Below are 17,038 nucleotides of genomic sequence, written 5' to 3' on the forward strand. Positions count from 1 at the left end.
GTCTCCGACGCGGCTGACACGCTGGTCAGTAGGGGTCGGGCTCCTGAGAGCCCGACCCCTTCGTCGATTCCGGCCTGGCATCAGGAGTGGTCAAGTGCCGTAGACGGTGGAGCGATGCCCGACGTGCACCACCCACACCACCAGCTCGCCGTTGTCGATCGTGTAGATCACGCGGTAGTCGCCCACCCGTAGGCGGCGGCGGTCGGGCTGGGAGGCGAGGGCCGTGGTGTTGAACCCCAGAGGGTCGGTCTCCAGCTCGGTCAGCTTGGCCAGAATGCGCAGAGCCATGTCCCGCGGGACCTTGCGCAGCTCGGCCTGCGCCTCGGGCCGGAAGACGGTGCGGTACTCACTCACTGCGCGCCAGCGTCTCCCTCATGATGTCCTCGATCGGGATGCCGGGTGCCGGGTTGGCCATGCGCTCGTCGATGATCCGGTTGATCTCGCGCTCTTCCCATTCCTGGTACTTGCGCAGCACCTCGATGGAGACGACGGCGGCGACCTGCTTGCCCCGGCGCGTGATCACTGTGGGCACGTCGTCCCGGTCGGCTCGCTCCACGACCTCGGCCAGATGTGCCCGGACATCGCGAATGGACTCTATGGGCAGTGGCTGTGTCATGCGCTCAAGCGTACCGAGTGTGCCAGGTGTACACAACGCCAGAGTTGGCTCGGTGCGCCAACACCGGAATTGATCGATTGTTCTAGCGAGGCACGTACAAGTAGAGCTGTTTTGCGTCAAGATCCTGAAGTTGGTCTCCTGGACGGCCGCATGGAGCGATCCTGATCGTGACGGACCAACTCCGGTGGGGTTGTACGGCTTGAGGGGGGCGGATATGTCCAGCCTGAAGGAGAGGCCCACGGCGGCCACGTTCGATGTCGAGGCGCTGGTGGCGGCGGCGTGGAACGGCGAGATTCGGGTGCCGCATTTCCAGCGGGGCTTTCGATGGGCTCGCGAGGATGTTCGACGTCTGTTCGATAGCATAGTGAAGGGCTACCCGGTGGGCAGCCTCCTCTTGTGGGAGCGTCCTGCAGCTGAGCAGCGCGTTAGTCTGGGGGCATTGCGCATCGACGCTCCCGCCACGGACGCAGCCCAGTGGGTGGTTGACGGCCAGCAGCGCATCACGGCGCTGGCTAACACGTTGCACCCATCGGGTCAGGATGATCAGCGATTCGCGCTCTCGTACAACCTACGAACCGGTGCGTTCATCTCGACCCCGCCCTCCTCGGACCCCGCGATCATTCCACTGCCGGTGGTGTTCGATCTCCAGCGGATCCTCAAATGGTTCGCGAGGTACCCCGAGATCGCCGATCATCTCGATGCCGCGACCAGCGTGACGAAGCGGCTCCGCCAGTTTCCGATCCCGGCCTATGTCGTCAAGCAGGGCAGCCCGGACGTCCTGCAGGACATTTTCGACCGCATGAACAATTACGGGAAAAGACTCAAGCGCGCCGAGGTTTTCTCTGCGCTTTATGCGGGAGACGAGAGCAAGCAGGACGAGACTCTCACGATCGAAAGGATCGCCCACGGGATCAACATCGAGCGACAGTTCGGTGCGATCGACGACGACACCATTCTGAGGGCGATCCTGGCTCGGCGTGGCCCTGACGTGACGCGAGATATCCACCATGAATTTGAGGATGGCCGAGAGGACCGTGACGCGGCTTACAAGGCGGGCGAGGAAGCCTTGCTGCGAGCCGTGACATTCGTCCAGGAGAAGGCGGGCGTCCCGCACTTCCACTTGCTGCCCTACCGCTTCCTCTTGGTCGTGCTGTCGCGCTTCTTCGCGCACCACCCCGATCCCGGCCCCGATGCCTTGGAGACCCTCAGGCGTTGGTTCTGGCGTGCCTCGGTGGTGGGACCCTACATCTTCCGCGGCAGCGCCACGGGGGCGATGAGGACTCAGAACTACCGGATTTCCCCGCACTCGATGAGCGAATCGCTGCAGGGTCTCATCGACGTTGTGGAGAGGTCCGAGCGTTCGGTTCCTAACGCGGCGCGCCTTCGTACGAACGAAGGGGCCGGCAAGATCATCCTGTGCTCGCTCTGGGCCCTGGGGCCACGCGACCTGTTGACGGCGGACAGTATCGAACAGCCCCGGCTGGCGCGTTCTGTCGGTGATTCCAACACCGCGGCCACGGCGATCGGCTACATCGTCAACCCCAGGAACGTGGGTAGCAGTCACAGATTCTCCGCAGGAAATCGGATCATACTCAGCTCGAAAAAAATCCCTGCGAATGAGGTGGACAGCCTCGTCGCCATGCAGCCAGTGCATCGCGGGGACGCTGAATGGGAGGCCATTCTCGCGTCACACGCGATAACCCCCGACATGGCCTCTCTGCTCGCGTCGGGGAGAACGGTAGAATTCTTGCAGCTGCGTGAGCAGGCCGTCCAGGAGTGCCTTCAGGGCTTCCTCACCGAGATGTGCGGATGGAAGTTCGAGACCGTTGAGCCGTTGCTCGATCGGCGGGAAGACGAGCGTGAACCCGGAGTGATGGATTGATGCTCCGGGCGTCCGTAGCGGCGGCAGGCGGGGCGTAGGAGCTATTCCGGGATCAGGAACTTCGTTTCCGCCGCACGGGCGAAGGGCCGGGCTCCGTCGAGCCCGGCCCTTTTGCATGCCGTCATGCCGTCTTTTCATGCCGTCAGGCCGGTGCGCCGCCCAGGACCTCGACCTTGCCCGTGTCGAGCGAGTAATAGGCGCCGACCACGGCGAGCGCCCCTTTCTTCACGAGCGGGGCCAGGTCCTTGTTGGAGCGCAGGTCGGACGCCGTCAGTTCGACCTGGGTGCGGGTCATGGTCTCGACCGGGTCGGAGCCGCCGCCCTTGCGGGTGGTCCGCTCGTACGCCGGCCGCAGGGCCTGGGCGATCGCCTCCAGGTTGCCCGGCAGCGGCTTGCCGTTGTGCAGGGAGTCGTACGCCGCCTTGACGGCGCCGCAGCGCTGGTGGCCGAGGACCACGACGAGGGGGGTGCCGCTGGTCATCGGCCCGTACTCCACGGAGCCGGTGACGATCGGGCCGACCGTCACGCCACCGGTGCGCATCACGTACAGGTCGCCCAGTCCGGTGTCGAAGAGGAGCTCGGGCGGCACGCGGGAGTCGATGCACGAAAGGACCGATCCGAAGGGTTCCTGTGCCTGGGCCACGGCGTGGCGCCGGTCCGGGTCCCGGTCGGGGTGCTGGAGGTGACCGTTCACCCAGCGCTTGTTGCCGTCCATGAGCCGGGTGAAGGCCGTGGCGGGCGTGGTCGGCCGTGCCGACGGGGAGCCGGTCGCCGAGGGGTCGGCGCTCGTCGGGGTGCAGCCCACCAGGGCGGCGCCCAGGGTCGCCAGTCCGCCGGCGAGCAGGGTCCTGCGATCGAACAGGGCCCTGCGGTCCGGGTGCCTCGTGGTGTGCATCGGTCGGCTCCTCTCGCTCATGACCAGGGCGATTGTTGAGCCGGGCGGGGTCAACCGGCGGAAGGCGCCACCGGTGGCCCGCAGAACTCGCCCGGGCGGCGGCCCCGCGGCATGCGGACCGGACGGTCCGTAGCGCTGCGTGCTCGCCGGTGGGGGAGGGGGCGCGGAGGTGCCGTGGGCGGGGGCCTGGCGCGCGTGCGGTGGCGGGGCGCGGGGGTGCGCGGGCTGAGCTGGGGTTCGCTGCGGAGGGTCGCGCCATGGCCAGAGGTTGCGGACCGCAACGTTCGGTTGCCAAGCTGTTGCGGACTGTCAACCCCTTGGGAGTGGACGTGGCCTTCGGTGACCAGCCCGCATACCTTCGAGTGGCCGGCGATCTCCGGCAGAAAATCATCGCGGGCGAGCTGCCGCCGCACACCCGGCTCCCGTCCCAGGCCCGCATCCGGGAGCAGTACGGCGTCTCGGACACCGTGGCCCTGGAGGCCCGGAAGGTGCTGATGGCGGAGGGGCTCGTCGAGGGCAGATCCGGTTCGGGGACGTACGTGCGCGAGCAGCCGGTGCCCCGGGCCGTGGTGCGCACGGGCTACCGCGGGGTGGGGGAGTCCACGCCGTTCCGCCAGGAGCAGGCCAACGAGCGGGTCAAGGGCACCTGGGAGTCCCGCAGCGAGCAGGTGCCGGCCGACGCGCGGATCGCGCGGCGGCTGCGGATCGGGCCGGGCGACCGGGTGATGCGCACCGACTACCTCTTCCGCTCCGGCGGCGAGCCCTGCATGCTCTCGACCTCCTTCGAGCCGCTCGCGCTGACCGGGCGCACGCCGGTGATGCTGCCGGAGGAGGGGCCGCTGGCCGGCCGGGGCGTGGTGGACCGGATGGCGGCCATCGACCTGATCGTGGACAACGTCACCGAGGAGGTCAGCGCGCGCCCCGGGCTGGCCGAGGAGACGCTCGCGCTCGGCGGGGTGCCCGGTCACGGCGTGCTGGTGGTCTCGCGGACGTACTACGCGGGCGGCTGCCCCGTGGAGACGGCGGACGTCGTGATGCTCGCCGAGCGGTACCGGGTCGCCTACCACCTGCCCGTGAAGTAGGCGTGAACCCGATGTGAACTTACTCGCGGGTCAGTGTCACGACCCGTGCCCCGCCCTGCCCGCCGGCCGGTACCGGCGGGTAGGAAGCGTAGGGATTGTCCCGGTTCGCCCCGGTCCGGAACCCCCGCTTCCGATGTTGCAAACCTCACAGACGCCCAGCTCAGGGCCTTTTGGCATTAACCAACTCGGCCAAATCGCCCGTACGATGGCGCGGTTTGTGTTCCTGCCGTGGGGGATGAGAAAGAAAAGGAGATCCGGGGCGTTGAGTACCGAACAGGGTTCCCACTCGAATTACCGCCGGACCCTCGGCACGACGGCCTTGACGGCCGTCGGCCTCGGGTCGATCATCGGCTCCGGCTGGCTCTTCGGCGCCGAGCGCGCCGCCGTGCTCGCCGGCCCGGCCGCGATCTTTGCCTGGGTCATCGGCGCCGTGGTGGCGCTGACCATCGCCCTGACCTACACCGAGCTCGGCTCGATGTTCCCCAAGGCGGGCGGCATGGTGCGGTACGGGCAGTTCTCGCACGGCTCCCTGGCGGGCTACATGGCCGCCTGGGCCAACTGGATCGCCATCGTCTCCGTGATCCCCGGTGAGGCGACCGCGTCGATCCAGTACATGAGCTCGTGGAAGTTCGACTGGGCGGGCAAGCTGTTCGACGGCAAGGAGCTCACCGGCACCGGCCTCGCCGCGGCGAGCGTGCTGGTCGTCTTCTACTTCTTCCTGAACTGGTTCGCCATCACCCTGTTCGCCAAGACGAACAACGCGATCACCGTGTTCAAGGTCGTGGTCCCGGCGCTGACCGCCGGCGCGCTGATCTTCGCGCACTTCGACACCAGCAACATCGGCTCCGCCCACGGCGGCTTCGCCCCCAACGGCTGGAGCGCCGTCTTCAGCGCCGTCGCCGTCGCGGGCATCGTCTGGGCCTTCAACGGCTTCCAGTCGCCGCTGAACATGGCCGCCGAGGCCCGCAACCCCGGCAAGTCGCTGCCGAAGGCCGTCGTCGGCTCCATCCTGATCGCGCTGGTCATCTACATCGCGCTGCAGGTCGCCTTCCTGATGGCCGTCCCGGCCGCGGACCTCTCCGGTGGCTGGAACACCCTGGCGTACAAGTCCCCGCTCGCGGACCTGTCCATCACCTGGGGCCTGAACTGGCTCGCCCTGCTGCTCTACGCGGACGCCTTCATCTCCCCGTCCGGCACCGGCATGATCTACGCGGCCACCACCTCGCGCATGATCCACGGTGTCCAGGAGAACGGCCACCTGCCCAAGGTCTTCGGCAAGGTCGACCCCAAGACCGGTGTGCCGCGCCCCGCGCTGCTGCTCAACCTGGCGATCTCCTTCGTCTTCCTCGCCGTCTTCCGCGGCTGGGGCTCCATCGCCGAGATCGTCGGTGTCGCCACCGTCATCTCCTACATCACCGGCCCCGTCGCCGTGATGTCGCTGCGCCGCATCGCGCCGGACATGAAGCGCCCGGTCAAGCTCAAGGCCATGCCGGTCATCGCCCCCATCGCGATGATCTTCGGTTCGCTGGTCATGTACTGGGCCCGCTGGCCGCTGACGGGCAAGGTCATCTTCATCATGGCCATCGGCCTGCCGATCTGGGCCTGGTACGAGCTGCGCAAGCCGTGGGCCGAGCTCAAGCCGCACCTGCAGGCCGGCGCCTGGATGGTGACCTACCTGCTGGTGATGGCGCTGGTCTCGTGGGCCGGCGGCACCGAGTTCGGCGGCAAGGGCTACCTGCCGCAGGGCGTCGACATCGCCGTGGTTGTCCTGATCGCTCTGGTCTTCTACGTGTGGGGCGTGCGCAGCGCGTGGCGGAACCCCACCCTTGAGCAGGTCGAGAAGGAAATGAAGGACCTCGCCGCGACCGACGTCGCCGAGGAGCAGGAGCTCGCCCCGGCGAAGTGATCCGCTCGCGTGGCCGAATGCGTACCTCTTCGTGAAAACCCGTATCCGCTGCGTAAAGTCCGGGCGTACGCTCGGGCATATGCGGACTGCGGTTTCTTCGGAAGTAGTCACCGAAGGGCGTGCGCCGGTGCACGCGGCGACAGCGGGAGGGCAGGAGCGATGACGGACACCGGACCGGTCCTGCCCTGGCTCGTGATCCGCCAGGACGAGAACGGCAACCGCTACCGCGTCGGCCGCTACGCCACCAGGACGGAGGCGGAGCGCGTGGCCGACCGGCTCGACGCCGAGGGCAACCGACGGCTGTACGTCGTCGAGCGGGTCGGCCGGGCCGTCACCTAGTGCTCCGGCGCCGCCCCGGCCCGGCACCCCCAGGGTGCCGGGCCTTACGCTTACCCCTCGTGACGAGCGAGCGTGTGGTGGTGGGCGGAGCGGTTCTCCACAAAGGACGGCTGCTGGCCGCGCGGCGCAGCGCCCCGCCCGAGCTCGCCGGCCGCTGGGAGCTGCCCGGCGGCAAGCTGGAGCCCGGCGAGAGCGCCCCGCAGGCGCTCGTACGGGAGCTGCGCGAGGAGCTCGGCGTCGAGGCCGAGCCGCTGGAGCGCATCGCGGGACAGTGGCCGCTGAAGCCCGGCTACGTCCTGCAGGTCTGGACGGCCCGGCTGGTGGCGGGCGACCCGCAGCCGCTGCAGGACCACGACGAGCTGCGCTGGCTGGCCCCCGGCGACATCGACGACGTCGACTGGCTGGAGCAGGACCGCCCCGCGGTCGCCGCGGCCGCCCGCCTCCTGACCGGCGCCTCCTGACCCGGCATCTCCTGACCGGCATCTCCTGACCACGTTCTGTACGCCGAATGCGGCACCTAGGGCGGACGGTTCCGGTCAGGGAAGATAGTCCGACCCCCATACCGGGTATGTGCTGATTATTAGCCCCAAAGACGGACATGCCGGAGGGGTCGTGCAGCGGTCTGGGAAGTGGTCGGCGTGAGCGACAGCACGGGGACCTTGGCGTCGACTCCCGGCTTCGCCGAGTGGAGCTTCCCCGCGGAGGCCGGCGCCGTGCGCACTGCGCGCACGCTCGTGCGCGACACCCTGCACGAGTGGGGCCTGGACGCCGTCGTGGACGTCACCGTGCTGCTCGTCAGCGAGCTCGTCACCAACTCCCTGCGCCACGCCACCGGCCCCATCGGCCTGAGGATGTACTCCCACGCCGGCCCCAGCCTGCTGGTCGAGGTCTCCGACCCGCTGCCCGACCCGCCCCGCGAACGCGCGGCCGACACCGACGACGAGGGCGGTCGTGGCCTGCAATTGGTGGCATCGGCCTCCCGCCGCTGGGGAACCCGCCCTGGTAACCAGGGGAAGACCGTGTGGTTCGAGCTGAGCCTGCCCGGTTAGTAACCCAGGGAGAACACATAGCGGGTTGAGACCGTGCTGTGATCGTGAAGTCCGTGTTCCGAAGGCCCCCTGTGCTGGATACTCGGCCTTCTGATGCCGGTGCGAGCACGAGAGCCGGAGGGGACGGGCACGTGAGCGAGAAGCCAGCGGGTACGGCGGGCAGGCCGGAGGGTGCGGGCGCCACCTCGATGTGGCAGAACAGCCCGCCCGGCTCCCTCTACGACCACATCCGCGTGGCCTCCTTCTCGCTCGGCGCCGACGGCCGCATCGCGCAGTGGAGCGACCGGGCCGCCGAGCTCTTCGGGATAACGGCACGGCACGCCGTCGGCAAGGACCCCCAGGAGGTCTTCGCCCCCGCCGGCGAGGGCCGGTACGGACGCCGGCCCGGCGCGCCCGCGCCCTTCCTCGCCGGCGACGGGCCCGACGGCCGGGCCTGGACGGGCCTCGTGCCCTACCAGCGCGACGGCGCCCGCGGCGGCCCCGAAGGACTCGCCGAGATCTACGTGATGCCCGGCGAGGACGCCTCCGGCGACCGCACCGCCCTCTGCGTCGCCTTCGACGTCAAGGCGTTGCGCGGAATAGAGACCGACATTGCCGCTTCGGAAGCCGTTTTCGGCCAATCTCCGCTCGGCTTCTTCTTCTTCGGTACCGACCTCACCCTGCTCCGCGTCAACGAGAGTTTCGCCCAGACTTTCGGCCGCCCCGCCGCCTGGCACCGCGGCCGCACCCCGCACGACTTCCTGCCCCGCGCCGAGGCCGACCGCCTCACCGCCGCCCTGCGCCAGGTCCTCGACACCGGCAAACCGGTGGCCGACATCCAACTCGTCGGACCCGTCCCCGGCCAGAGCGAACGGCGCCGCTGGTCGGTCTCCCTCTACCGGCTGCACGGCGGCAGCGGCCGGCCCATCGGCGTCGCCGCCATCGCCACCGACGTCACCGGCCGCCGCCGCGCCGAGCGCGAGGCCGCCGGCGTACGCCGCAACCTGGCCCTGCTCAACGAGGCCGGCGCCCGCATCGGCAACTCCCTCGACCTGGAGAAGACCGCCCGCGAACTGCTCGACGTGGCCGTCCCCCAGTTCTGCGACCTGGCCTCCGTCGACCTCTACCAGGGCCTGCTCGCCGGCGACGAGGCCCCGCCCGGGCTCGCCGACGGCAGCGCCGAACTGCGCCGCGTCGCCTATTCCAGCGCCGTCTCCGGCGCCCCCCTCGACGCCGCCGACAGCAAGCCCGTCCAGGTCGGCGAGGTCCACCGCTACCCCTTCCACTCGCCCTGCGCCCAGGCCCTGCGCACCGCCCACGTCCAGGTCGTCCCCGGCCGCGAGCCCGAGGAGGGCCCCGAGCTCGGCGCCGTCGTCCACTCCACCCTCGCCGTGCCCATGGTCGCCCGCGACACCGTGCTCGGCCTCGCCCAGTTCTCCCGCACCAAGGGCAGCGAACCCTTCGGCGAACGCGACACCGCCCTGGCCGTCGAACTCGCCGCCCGCGCCGCCGTCTGCATCGACAACGCCCGCCTCTACCGGCGCGAACACGAGCGCGCCCTCATCCTCCAGCGCAGCCTGCTGCCCCCCGGCGACCCGGAGGCCGCCGGCGTCGAGATCGCCTGCCGCTACCTGCCCGGCAACGCGGCCACCGAGGTCGGCGGCGACTGGTTCGACGTCATCGAACTGCCCGGGCACCGCACGGCACTCGTCGTCGGCGACGTCATGGGCCGCGGCCTGCGCGCCGCCGTCGCCATGGGCGAGCTGCGCACCGCCGTGCGCACCCTCGCCATGCTCGACCTGGAGCCGGCCGAGGTGCTCTCCGCCCTCGACGAGATCGCCCACGGCCTCGGCCGCCCCGGCGGCAAGCAGTCCGCCTCCCGCGGCGTGCGCGGCTCCGTCCGCCCCGCCGACCTCTCCGAGGTCTACCTCGCCACCTGCGTGTACGCCGTCTACGACCCCGTCACCCGGCGCTGCACCGTCGCCAACGCCGGCCACCTGCCGCCGGTGCTCGTCGAGGCCGGGGAGCCGGCCATGCTGCTCGACGTGCCACCGGGCATGCCGCTGGGCGTGGGCGGCGAGCCCTTCGAGGAGACGGAGGTCGAGCTGCCGGACGGCGCCCTGCTCGCCCTCTACACCGACGGCCTCGTCGAATCCCGCGACCACCCCCTCGACGAGGGCCTGCAGGCCTTCCGCGACGCCCTCCGGGACCCCGACCGGCCGCTGGAGGACGTCTGCGACCACGTGCTCGGCGCCCTGAACACCCACCACGGCGAGGACGACATCGCCCTGCTCATGGCCCGGCTGCGCGGCCTGCGCCCGGGCTGCGTCGGCGACTGGACCCTCCCGCCCGAGCCGCGCTCCGTGGCCCGCGCCCGCGAACTGGCGCGCGAGCAGCTGGAGAGCTGGGGCCTGGACGACCTCGTCGACACCTCCGAACTGCTCGTCAGCGAACTGGTGACCAACGCGCTGCGGTACGGCGAGGGGGAGATCCGGCTGCGGCTGCTGCTGGACCGCACGCTGGTGTGCGAGGTGTGGGACGGCGGCCACGTCCAGCCGCGGCGCCGGCGCGCCCGCGACACGGACGAGGGCGGGCGCGGCCTGCAGCTCGTCGGCCTGCTCAGCGCGGCGTGGGGCAGCAGGCGCACGCCGCTCGGCAAGACGGTCTGGTTCGAACTGAGCCTCCCGGACGAGGACTCCCCGGCGCCGGATGCCGTGGAGGCCCTGCTGAGCCTGTACTGATGCGCCCCTACGGGGCGCCCCGAAGGGGCGCGGGGAACTGCGCGACAAGCCACGACGCGCCCGCAGACGAAATGCCGTGCTTCGGCTGCAGGCCGCCGGTGGCCGATCGCGCCCACGCGGCGGCAGCCGCAGATCGACACTGCCCCGCGCCCCTTACGGGGCGCCCCGCAGGAAGCCCATGTCCTGGTAGCGCGGCGTTGCCATGCCGAACGCTCCCGCGTTGACGACCGTGCGCCGTGTCGCCACCAGTTCGGGTCGCTGGTACAGGGGGAGCGAGCCCGCCACCGCCCAGATGCGGGCGTCTGCCCGTGCGAGCAGGTCGTGGGAGGTCTCCTCGTCCAGCTCCGTCGACGCCTTGTCGAACAACTGGTCGATCTGGTCCGTGCCCACCCGCGTGTAGTTCTGCTCCACCGTCAGCGACCCGTCCGGCGCCGGCTGCGGCTTGGCGAAGACGGGGCGGGCGTCCGTGGCCGGGAAGGCCCCCGTGGGCCAGCCGAACAGTGCGAGGTCGAACTTGCCCTTGGAGATGTTCTCCTTGAAGAACACCGCGTCCTCGACCTTCACCAGTTCCGTGCGCACCCCGATCGCGTCCAGCTGCCGGGCGATGCGCTCGCCGACCGCCCGCAGCGGTTCGGCGCCGGAGCCGTTCGGCAGGACGAAGCGCAGGACGAGCTTGCGGCCGTCCTTGAAGCGGGCCGGCGCGGCCGCCGCGCGGCCGCCGGTGTCGCCGCGGCCCTTGCCGTTGTCCTCGTCGCCGTAGGGGGAGGCGAGGGGCGACTCCTCGGGGGACTCCGCGACCTCCTCGTCCTCCGGGTCGTCGCTCGGGTCCAGGCCGCCGACGACCGGCAGGTGGGCGGCCTTCTTCGCCGGGGCGGCGCCGTGGCCCTCCTTCCAGCCGGCGTCGGCGAGCAGGTCCATGGCGGCCTTGAGGTCGACGGAGCCGACGGCGTCGCTGTGGTCGGCGTACCCGGGCTGGCCGGCCACCAGCAGGTGGCTGCCGAGCGGTTCGACGGGCAGGCCGAGCGGGCCGAGCACGTACTCGGCGAGCGCCTTGCGGTCCACGGCCCGTACGATCGCGCGCCGCACCCGCTCGTCCGCCAGCGGGCCGGAGGCGCCGTTGAGGGCGAGCTGGGTGTAGGCGGGCGCCAGGGAGCGGCGGACCATCAGGCCGCGCAGCAGTGTCGCGTCCGCGGCGACCGGCTTGTTCGCCCCGTCGGAGCGCGGCGTGCCCGGGCGCTTCGGGGCGGGCGGCACGGCCACGGAGGGGGACATCAGGGACGGCGAGACCATGGGCGTGCGCACCGACGGGCTGACCGCCGGGGGGCTGACCACCGCCGGGCTGGCCACCGGCGTGCGGACGGAGGGCCCGGTGGCCGGGCCCGTGCCGGGCGCGGCGGCCGCCGAGCCGGCCTTGCCCGCGTCGCCCTGCGGCTCCTGCGTGCCCTTCGCCGCGTTCGCCTTCATGATCCGCTCGGCCGCGGCGGGGGTGATCTCGGCCAGGTCCACCTTGCCGCCGGCCAGTGCCTCGACGCGCTGCTCGCGCGGCACGGCCCGCAGCACCAGCCGGTCGAGCTTGGCGCGCTCGCCCCACCAGCGGGGGTTGCGGGCCAGGGCCAGCGTGCCCTGCTGCTGGTCGCGCTCGGCGAGCCGGAAGGGGCCCGCGGCCAGTGGCAGCTCCTTGCGGGAGGTGTCGTTGAAGGCCGAGGCGTCGTCGGTGAGCGCCTTCGGGTACAGCGGCGTGAACAGGGCCCGCCAGTCGGCGTCGTTCCGGGCGAAGGTGACCTTCACCTCGTGGGCGCCGGCACCCTGCTCGACCCGGTCGATCCGTTCGTAGCCGGTGTTGCGGGCCGCGAAGTACGCACTGTCCTTGCCGCGCAGCGCCTTCCACTGCGCCGCGAAGTCGGCGGCGGTGACGGCCGTGCCGTCGCTCCAGACGGCCTTGGGGTTGAGCTTGTAGCGCACCACCTGGTGCGGCTTGCTGCTCACCACGGAGGCGTCGGTGAGGTAGTCGGGGTTGCGCCGGGGCCGCCCGCGCTCGTCGAGGGTGAACAGCGCCGGCAGCACGGCCCCCGCGACGCGCTGCGTGGCCTCGTCGGCGTCCGCGTGGAAGGCGTTGTAGGTGGCCGGCAGCGCGTCCACGGCCCAGGTCAGGGTGCCCTGGTCGGCGACCTTGGCGCGGGGGACGGCGGCGATGTCCGGCGGCGCGGCCGGGCCCTCGGCCTCGTCCTCGCCCCCGCCCGCGCAGCCCGCGAGCACGGGCAGCGGCAGCAGCACGGCGGCCAGCAGGGCGAGGGAGCGGGACGTACGGGACCGGGGGGTACGGGCCCGGGTGCTGCGGGGCCGGGTGCGCGAGGACCACATGCCGCCCACTGAAGGCGACCCTCCGCGCGAAGACGCGCCGACACGTCGCCTCCTTCGTCCACGCCACTCGCCTGGGGGAATGTCGGCCGCCACCGGTGCGGCGCCGAACGCGCTCCCGCGAACGGGCGATCCGGGAGGCTATCTTCCCTCCGAGGGGTGTGACGCGCGACACTTCCTGTCGCATGACCGGCGGCACCCGCAATCATCGAAGCGGAAGGCCAAACCATGTCCGTCAAAGATGAGTTGACCGTCATCGAGCGTTCGCTCGAAGACCTGGACCGTGCGATCGGCCGGCTGGAGCAGCATCTGGGCAAGGGCCTGGAGATGCGCCGCCTGCGCCTCGACGCCGGTCACCTGCGCGAGGACCTCGCGCTGCTGCGCGCGGGCACCCCCGCCGCCGCGGAGGCGCACCAGCCCGTCCAACTGGTGACGATCCCCGACACCCCGTACGACGCCTCGCTGTGGAAGGACGCCGACGAGGAGGGGCTCGGCTGCCGGGACCGGCGCGCCCCCTGACCGTCCCGCCCGACCTGCCCGACCGTCCTTCCGTCCCCGACCTCCACTCCACCCCGGAGTCCCGTCTTGGCCACTGGTACCGACCCCGAAGCACCCGCCGCGGCCGCCGCTCCGGCGGCCCGCGGCGTCCACCACGCCTCCCGGGCCGCCATCGCCGCCCGCCACCTGCGCCGCGACCGCTGGTGGCTGACGCCGGCCGCCACCGCCGCCGGGCTGCTCGCCTTCGTCGCCTACTCCACCTGGCGCGCCTTCGCGGGCGACCACTACTACGCCGCCCCCTACGTCTCCCCGTTCTACTCGCCCTGCCTGGCCGCGAACTGCGTGGACATGAACGGCGGAGCCGACTGGCAGCTCGTCGGATCCTGGTGGCGGCTCTCGCCCGCCCTGCTGATCCTGATCTTCCCGCTGGGCTTCCGGCTGACCTGCTACTACTACCGCAAGGCCTACTACCGGGGCTTCTGGGCCTCGCCCCCGGCCTGCGCGGTGCCCGAGCCGCACGCCCGCTACAGCGGCGAGACCCGCTTCCCGCTGATCCTGCAGAACGTCCACCGCTACTTCTTCTACTTCGCGGTGCTGGTCGCGGGAGTGCTCACCTTCGACGCCGTCCTCGCCTTCCGCGACGAGCGCGGCGCCTGGGGACACATGGGCCTGGGGACGCTGGTCCTGCTCGCCAACATCGTCCTGATCTGGGCGTACACCCTCTCCTGCCACTCCTGCCGGCACATCGTGGGCGGCCGGCTGCGCACCTTCTCCAAGCACCCCGTGCGCTACCGCATGTGGGGCTGGGTCAGCGCGCTCAACGCCCGCCACATGCTGCTGGCCTGGGCCTCGCTGGTGAGCGTGGCGGTGGCCGACCTGTACGTCTACCTGGTCTCCAGCGGCGCCTTCGCCGACCCGCGCCTGTTCTAGCCGCGCGGCCGCGACCGGGAGTTCTTCATCGAAAGAGGGGTCACGTTCTGATGCCACAGGTGGACCGGCAGTCCTGGGACGTCGTCGTGGTGGGGGCCGGCGGCGCCGGGCTGCGCGCGGCCATCGAGGCGCGCGAGCAGGGGCTGCGGTGCGCGGTCATCTGCAAGTCGCTGTTCGGCAAGGCGCACACGGTGATGGCGGAGGGCGGCATCGCCGCCTCCATGGGCAACGTCAACCGCAACGACAACTGGCAGGTGCACTTCCGCGACACCATGCGCGGCGGCAAGTTCCTCAACAACTGGCGGATGGCCGAGCTGCACGCGCAGGAGGCCCCCGACCGGGTCTGGGAGCTGGAGACGTGGGGCGCGGTGTTCGACCGCACGCCCGACGGGCTGATCTCCCAGCGTAACTTCGGCGGCCACGAGTACCCGCGGCTCGCCCACGTCGGCGACCGCACCGGCCTGGAGCTGATCCGCACGCTCCAGCAGAAGGTCGTCTCCCTGCAGCAGGAGGACCAGCGGGAGTACGGCGACTACGAGGCGCGCCTGAAGGTCTTCCAGGAGTGCACCGTCACCCGCATCCTCAAGGACGGCGGCAGGGTCGCCGGCGTCTTCGGCTACGAGCGCGAGTCCGGGCGCTTCTTCGTCTTCGAGGCCCCCGCCGTGGTGCTGGCCACCGGCGGCATCGGCAAGTCCTTCAAGGTGACCTCGAACTCCTGGGAGTACACCGGCGACGGGCACGCGCTGGCGCTGCTGGCCGGGGCCCGGCTGGTCAACATGGAGTTCGTGCAGTTCCACCCCACGGGCATGGTCTGGCCGCCGTCCGTCAAGGGCATCCTGGTCACCGAGTCGGTGCGGGGCGACGGCGGGGTGCTGCGCAACAGCGACGGCAAGCGCTTCATGTTCGACTACATCCCGGACGTCTTCCGGGAGAAGTACGCCGAGACCGAGGCCGAGGCCGACGGCTGGTACACCGACCCCGACCGCCACCGCAGACCGCCCGAGCTGCTGCCGCGCGACGAGGTCGCCCGCGCCATCAACGCCGAGGTCAAGGCGGGTCGCGGCTCCCCGCACGGCGGGGTGTTCCTGGACGTGTCCACCCGCATGCCGGCCGAGGTCATCCAGCGCAAGCTGCCCTCGATGCACCACCAGTTCAAGGAGCTGGCGGACGTCGACATCACCGCCGAGCCCATGGAGGTCGGCCCCACCTGCCACTACGTCATGGGCGGCGTGGCGGTCGACCCGGACACCGCCGCCGCCGAGGGCGTGCCCGGCCTGTTCGCCGCCGGGGAGGTCGCCGGCGGCATGCACGGCTCCAACCGGCTGGGCGGCAACTCCCTGTCCGACCTGCTGGTCTTCGGGCGCCGCGCGGGACTGTACGCGGCCCGGTACGCGGCCGGCTTCGCCACCGGCGCCGCCCCCACCGTGGCCGACGCCGACGTCGAGCTCGCCGCGGCCGAGGCGCTGCGCCCCTTCGGCGCGGAGGGTGCCGGCGCCGGCGCGGCCGGGGCCCCGGCCGAGAACCCGTACACCCTGCACCAGGAGCTGCAGCAGACCATGGGCGACCTGGTCGGCATCATCCGGCGGGCCGGGGAGATGGAGGAGGCGCTGCACCGCCTCGCCGGGCTGCGCACCCGCGCCCGGCGGGCCGGGGTGGAGGGCCACCGGCAGTTCAACCCCGGCTGGCACCTGGCCCTGGACCTGCGCAACATGCTGCTGGTCAGCGAGTGCGTGGCCCGGGCGGCCCTGGAGCGCACCGAGAGCCGCGGCGGCCACACCCGCGACGACCACCCCGGCATGGACCGGCGCTGGCGGCGCATCCACCTCGTGTGCCGGCTCGCCGACGAGTCCGCCGGGCTGGCCGCGGCCGACTCGGCCCTCGGCCTGATCCGCCTGGACCGCGTCGAGACGGCCCCGATCCGCGAGGACCTGCTGGCGCTGTTCGAGAAGGAAGAACTGACCAAGTACCTGACGGACGAGGAGCTCACCTCATGAGTTACCAGGCCCACTTCAAGGTGTGGCGGGGTGATAAGGACGGTGGCCGCCTCGTCGACTTCGAGGTGGCGGTCAACGAGGGCGAGGTCGTCCTCGACATCATCCACCGCCTGCAGGCCACCGCCGCGCCCGACCTGGCCGTGCGCTGGAACTGCAAGGCGGGCAAGTGCGGTTCGTGCAGCGCCGAGGTCAACGGCCGGCCGCGGCTGATGTGCATGACCCGGATGTCGGTCTTCGACCAGGCCGAGACGATCACGGTGACCCCGATGCGGACCTTCCCCGTGGTGCGCGACCTGGTCACGGACGTGTCGTACAACTACGCCAAGGCGCGCGAGGTGCCCTCCTTCGTGCCGCCGGCGGAGCTCGGCCCGGGGCAGTACCGGATGCAGCAGGAGGACGTCGGGCGCGTCCAGGAGTTCCGCAAGTGCATCGAGTGCTTCCTGTGCCAGAACACCTGCCACGTGGTGCGCGACCACGAGGAGAACAAGACCGCCTTCGCCGGGCCCCGCTTCCTCATGCGCGTCGCCGAGCTGGACATGCACCCGCTGGACGCCGCCGCCGAGGCCGGGGTCGACCGCAGGAAGGGCGCCCGCGAGGACCACGGCCTGGGCTACTGCAACATCACCAAGTGCTGCACGGAGGTCTGCCCCGAGCACATCAAGATCACCGACAATGCGCTGATCCCGCTGAAGGAGCGGGTCGTCGACCGCTCGTACGACCCGCTGGTCTGGCTCGGCAGCAAGATCCGCCGGAGGCGCGGCTGAGGGGT

At 71.2% G+C, this 17,038-nt stretch carries 15 protein-coding genes; 11 read left to right on the forward strand and 4 right to left on the reverse strand.

Going from position 1 to position 17,038, the window contains the following annotated elements; translation table 11 throughout:
• Positions 1-90 precede the first annotated feature (90 nt).
• Together ABD361_RS19425 and ABD361_RS19430 are read right to left on the reverse strand one after the other, a co-directional pair.
• Positions 91-354, reverse strand: coding sequence for a type II toxin-antitoxin system RelE family toxin (locus ABD361_RS19425; protein WP_344436706.1), 264 nt, complete (start codon positions 352-354; stop codon positions 91-93).
• Positions 347-616: a type II toxin-antitoxin system Phd/YefM family antitoxin gene (locus tag ABD361_RS19430; protein WP_100828042.1), complete on the reverse strand. Its 270-nt coding sequence runs from the start codon at positions 614-616 to the stop codon at positions 347-349. Before ABD361_RS19430 ends, ABD361_RS19425 begins: the two co-directional genes overlap by 8 nt.
• Positions 617-830: 214 nt before the next feature.
• Here ABD361_RS19430 and ABD361_RS19435 point away from each other — a divergent pair, with 214 nt between their 5' ends.
• A complete protein-coding gene (locus ABD361_RS19435; protein ID WP_344436707.1) occupies positions 831-2,498 on the forward strand; it encodes a DUF262 domain-containing protein in 1,668 nt (555 codons plus the stop codon).
• Between the two features lie 142 nt (positions 2,499-2,640).
• On the opposite strand, the gene ABD361_RS19440 is transcribed toward ABD361_RS19435, so the two are convergent.
• Positions 2,641-3,393, reverse strand: coding sequence for a carbonic anhydrase (locus ABD361_RS19440; protein ID WP_344436708.1), 753 nt, complete (start codon positions 3,391-3,393; stop codon positions 2,641-2,643).
• A gap of 329 nt (positions 3,394-3,722) precedes the next feature.
• Between ABD361_RS19440 and ABD361_RS19445 the strand changes: the two genes are divergently transcribed.
• The 6 genes from ABD361_RS19445 to ABD361_RS19470 all read left to right on the forward strand — a co-directional run bounded on the left by ABD361_RS19445 (position 3,723) and on the right by ABD361_RS19470 (position 10,489).
• On the forward strand, positions 3,723-4,475 hold the full coding sequence (locus ABD361_RS19445; protein ID WP_344436735.1) for a GntR family transcriptional regulator: 753 nt from the start codon (positions 3,723-3,725) through the stop codon (positions 4,473-4,475).
• A gap of 262 nt (positions 4,476-4,737) precedes the next feature.
• Positions 4,738-6,381, forward strand: coding sequence for an APC family permease (locus ABD361_RS19450; RefSeq protein ID WP_344436709.1), 1,644 nt, complete (start codon positions 4,738-4,740; stop codon positions 6,379-6,381).
• Between the two features lie 159 nt (positions 6,382-6,540).
• Positions 6,541-6,720, forward strand: a complete 180-nt coding sequence (locus tag ABD361_RS19455) for an SPOR domain-containing protein (RefSeq protein ID WP_344436710.1) — start codon at positions 6,541-6,543, stop codon at positions 6,718-6,720.
• Positions 6,721-6,779: 59 nt separating this feature from the next.
• On the forward strand, positions 6,780-7,181 hold the full coding sequence (locus ABD361_RS19460; RefSeq protein WP_425583264.1) for a (deoxy)nucleoside triphosphate pyrophosphohydrolase: 402 nt from the start codon (positions 6,780-6,782) through the stop codon (positions 7,179-7,181).
• A 168-nt stretch (positions 7,182-7,349) separates the two neighbouring features.
• Positions 7,350-7,769: an ATP-binding protein gene (locus ABD361_RS19465; RefSeq protein WP_344436711.1), complete on the forward strand. Its 420-nt coding sequence runs from the start codon at positions 7,350-7,352 to the stop codon at positions 7,767-7,769.
• Positions 7,770-7,957: 188 nt separating this feature from the next.
• Positions 7,958-10,489 carry a SpoIIE family protein phosphatase gene (locus tag ABD361_RS19470; protein WP_344436737.1) on the forward strand — a complete coding sequence of 844 codons (2,532 nt, stop codon included), beginning with the start codon at positions 7,958-7,960 and terminating at the stop codon, positions 10,487-10,489.
• Between the two features lie 153 nt (positions 10,490-10,642).
• Here ABD361_RS19470 and ABD361_RS19475 read toward each other — a convergent pair whose 3' ends face one another.
• Positions 10,643-12,850 (reverse strand): ABC transporter family substrate-binding protein, encoded by a 2,208-nt coding sequence (locus tag ABD361_RS19475; protein ID WP_344436738.1) that lies wholly within the window; start codon positions 12,848-12,850, stop codon positions 10,643-10,645.
• Positions 12,851-13,075: 225 nt separating this feature from the next.
• Here ABD361_RS19475 and ABD361_RS19480 point away from each other — a divergent pair, with 225 nt between their 5' ends.
• From ABD361_RS19480 to ABD361_RS19495, 4 genes are all read left to right on the forward strand, one after another.
• Positions 13,076-13,366: a hypothetical protein gene (locus tag ABD361_RS19480; RefSeq protein ID WP_344436713.1), complete on the forward strand. Its 291-nt coding sequence runs from the start codon at positions 13,076-13,078 to the stop codon at positions 13,364-13,366.
• 66 nt (positions 13,367-13,432) lie between these two features.
• Complete coding sequence (locus ABD361_RS19485; protein ID WP_344436715.1) at positions 13,433-14,275, forward strand: hypothetical protein; 843 nt, start codon at positions 13,433-13,435, stop codon at positions 14,273-14,275.
• 50 nt (positions 14,276-14,325) lie between these two features.
• Positions 14,326-16,269, forward strand: coding sequence for a fumarate reductase/succinate dehydrogenase flavoprotein subunit (locus ABD361_RS19490; protein WP_344436716.1), 1,944 nt, complete (start codon positions 14,326-14,328; stop codon positions 16,267-16,269).
• Positions 16,266-17,033: a succinate dehydrogenase/fumarate reductase iron-sulfur subunit gene (locus tag ABD361_RS19495; protein WP_344436717.1), complete on the forward strand. Its 768-nt coding sequence runs from the start codon at positions 16,266-16,268 to the stop codon at positions 17,031-17,033. Before ABD361_RS19490 ends, ABD361_RS19495 begins: the two co-directional genes overlap by 4 nt.
• Positions 17,034-17,038: the final 5 nt, after the last annotated feature.

Origin of the sequence: Streptomyces luteosporeus (assembly GCF_039532865.1) — a bacterium.
GTDB lineage: Bacteria > Actinomycetota > Actinomycetes > Streptomycetales > Streptomycetaceae > Streptomyces > Streptomyces luteosporeus.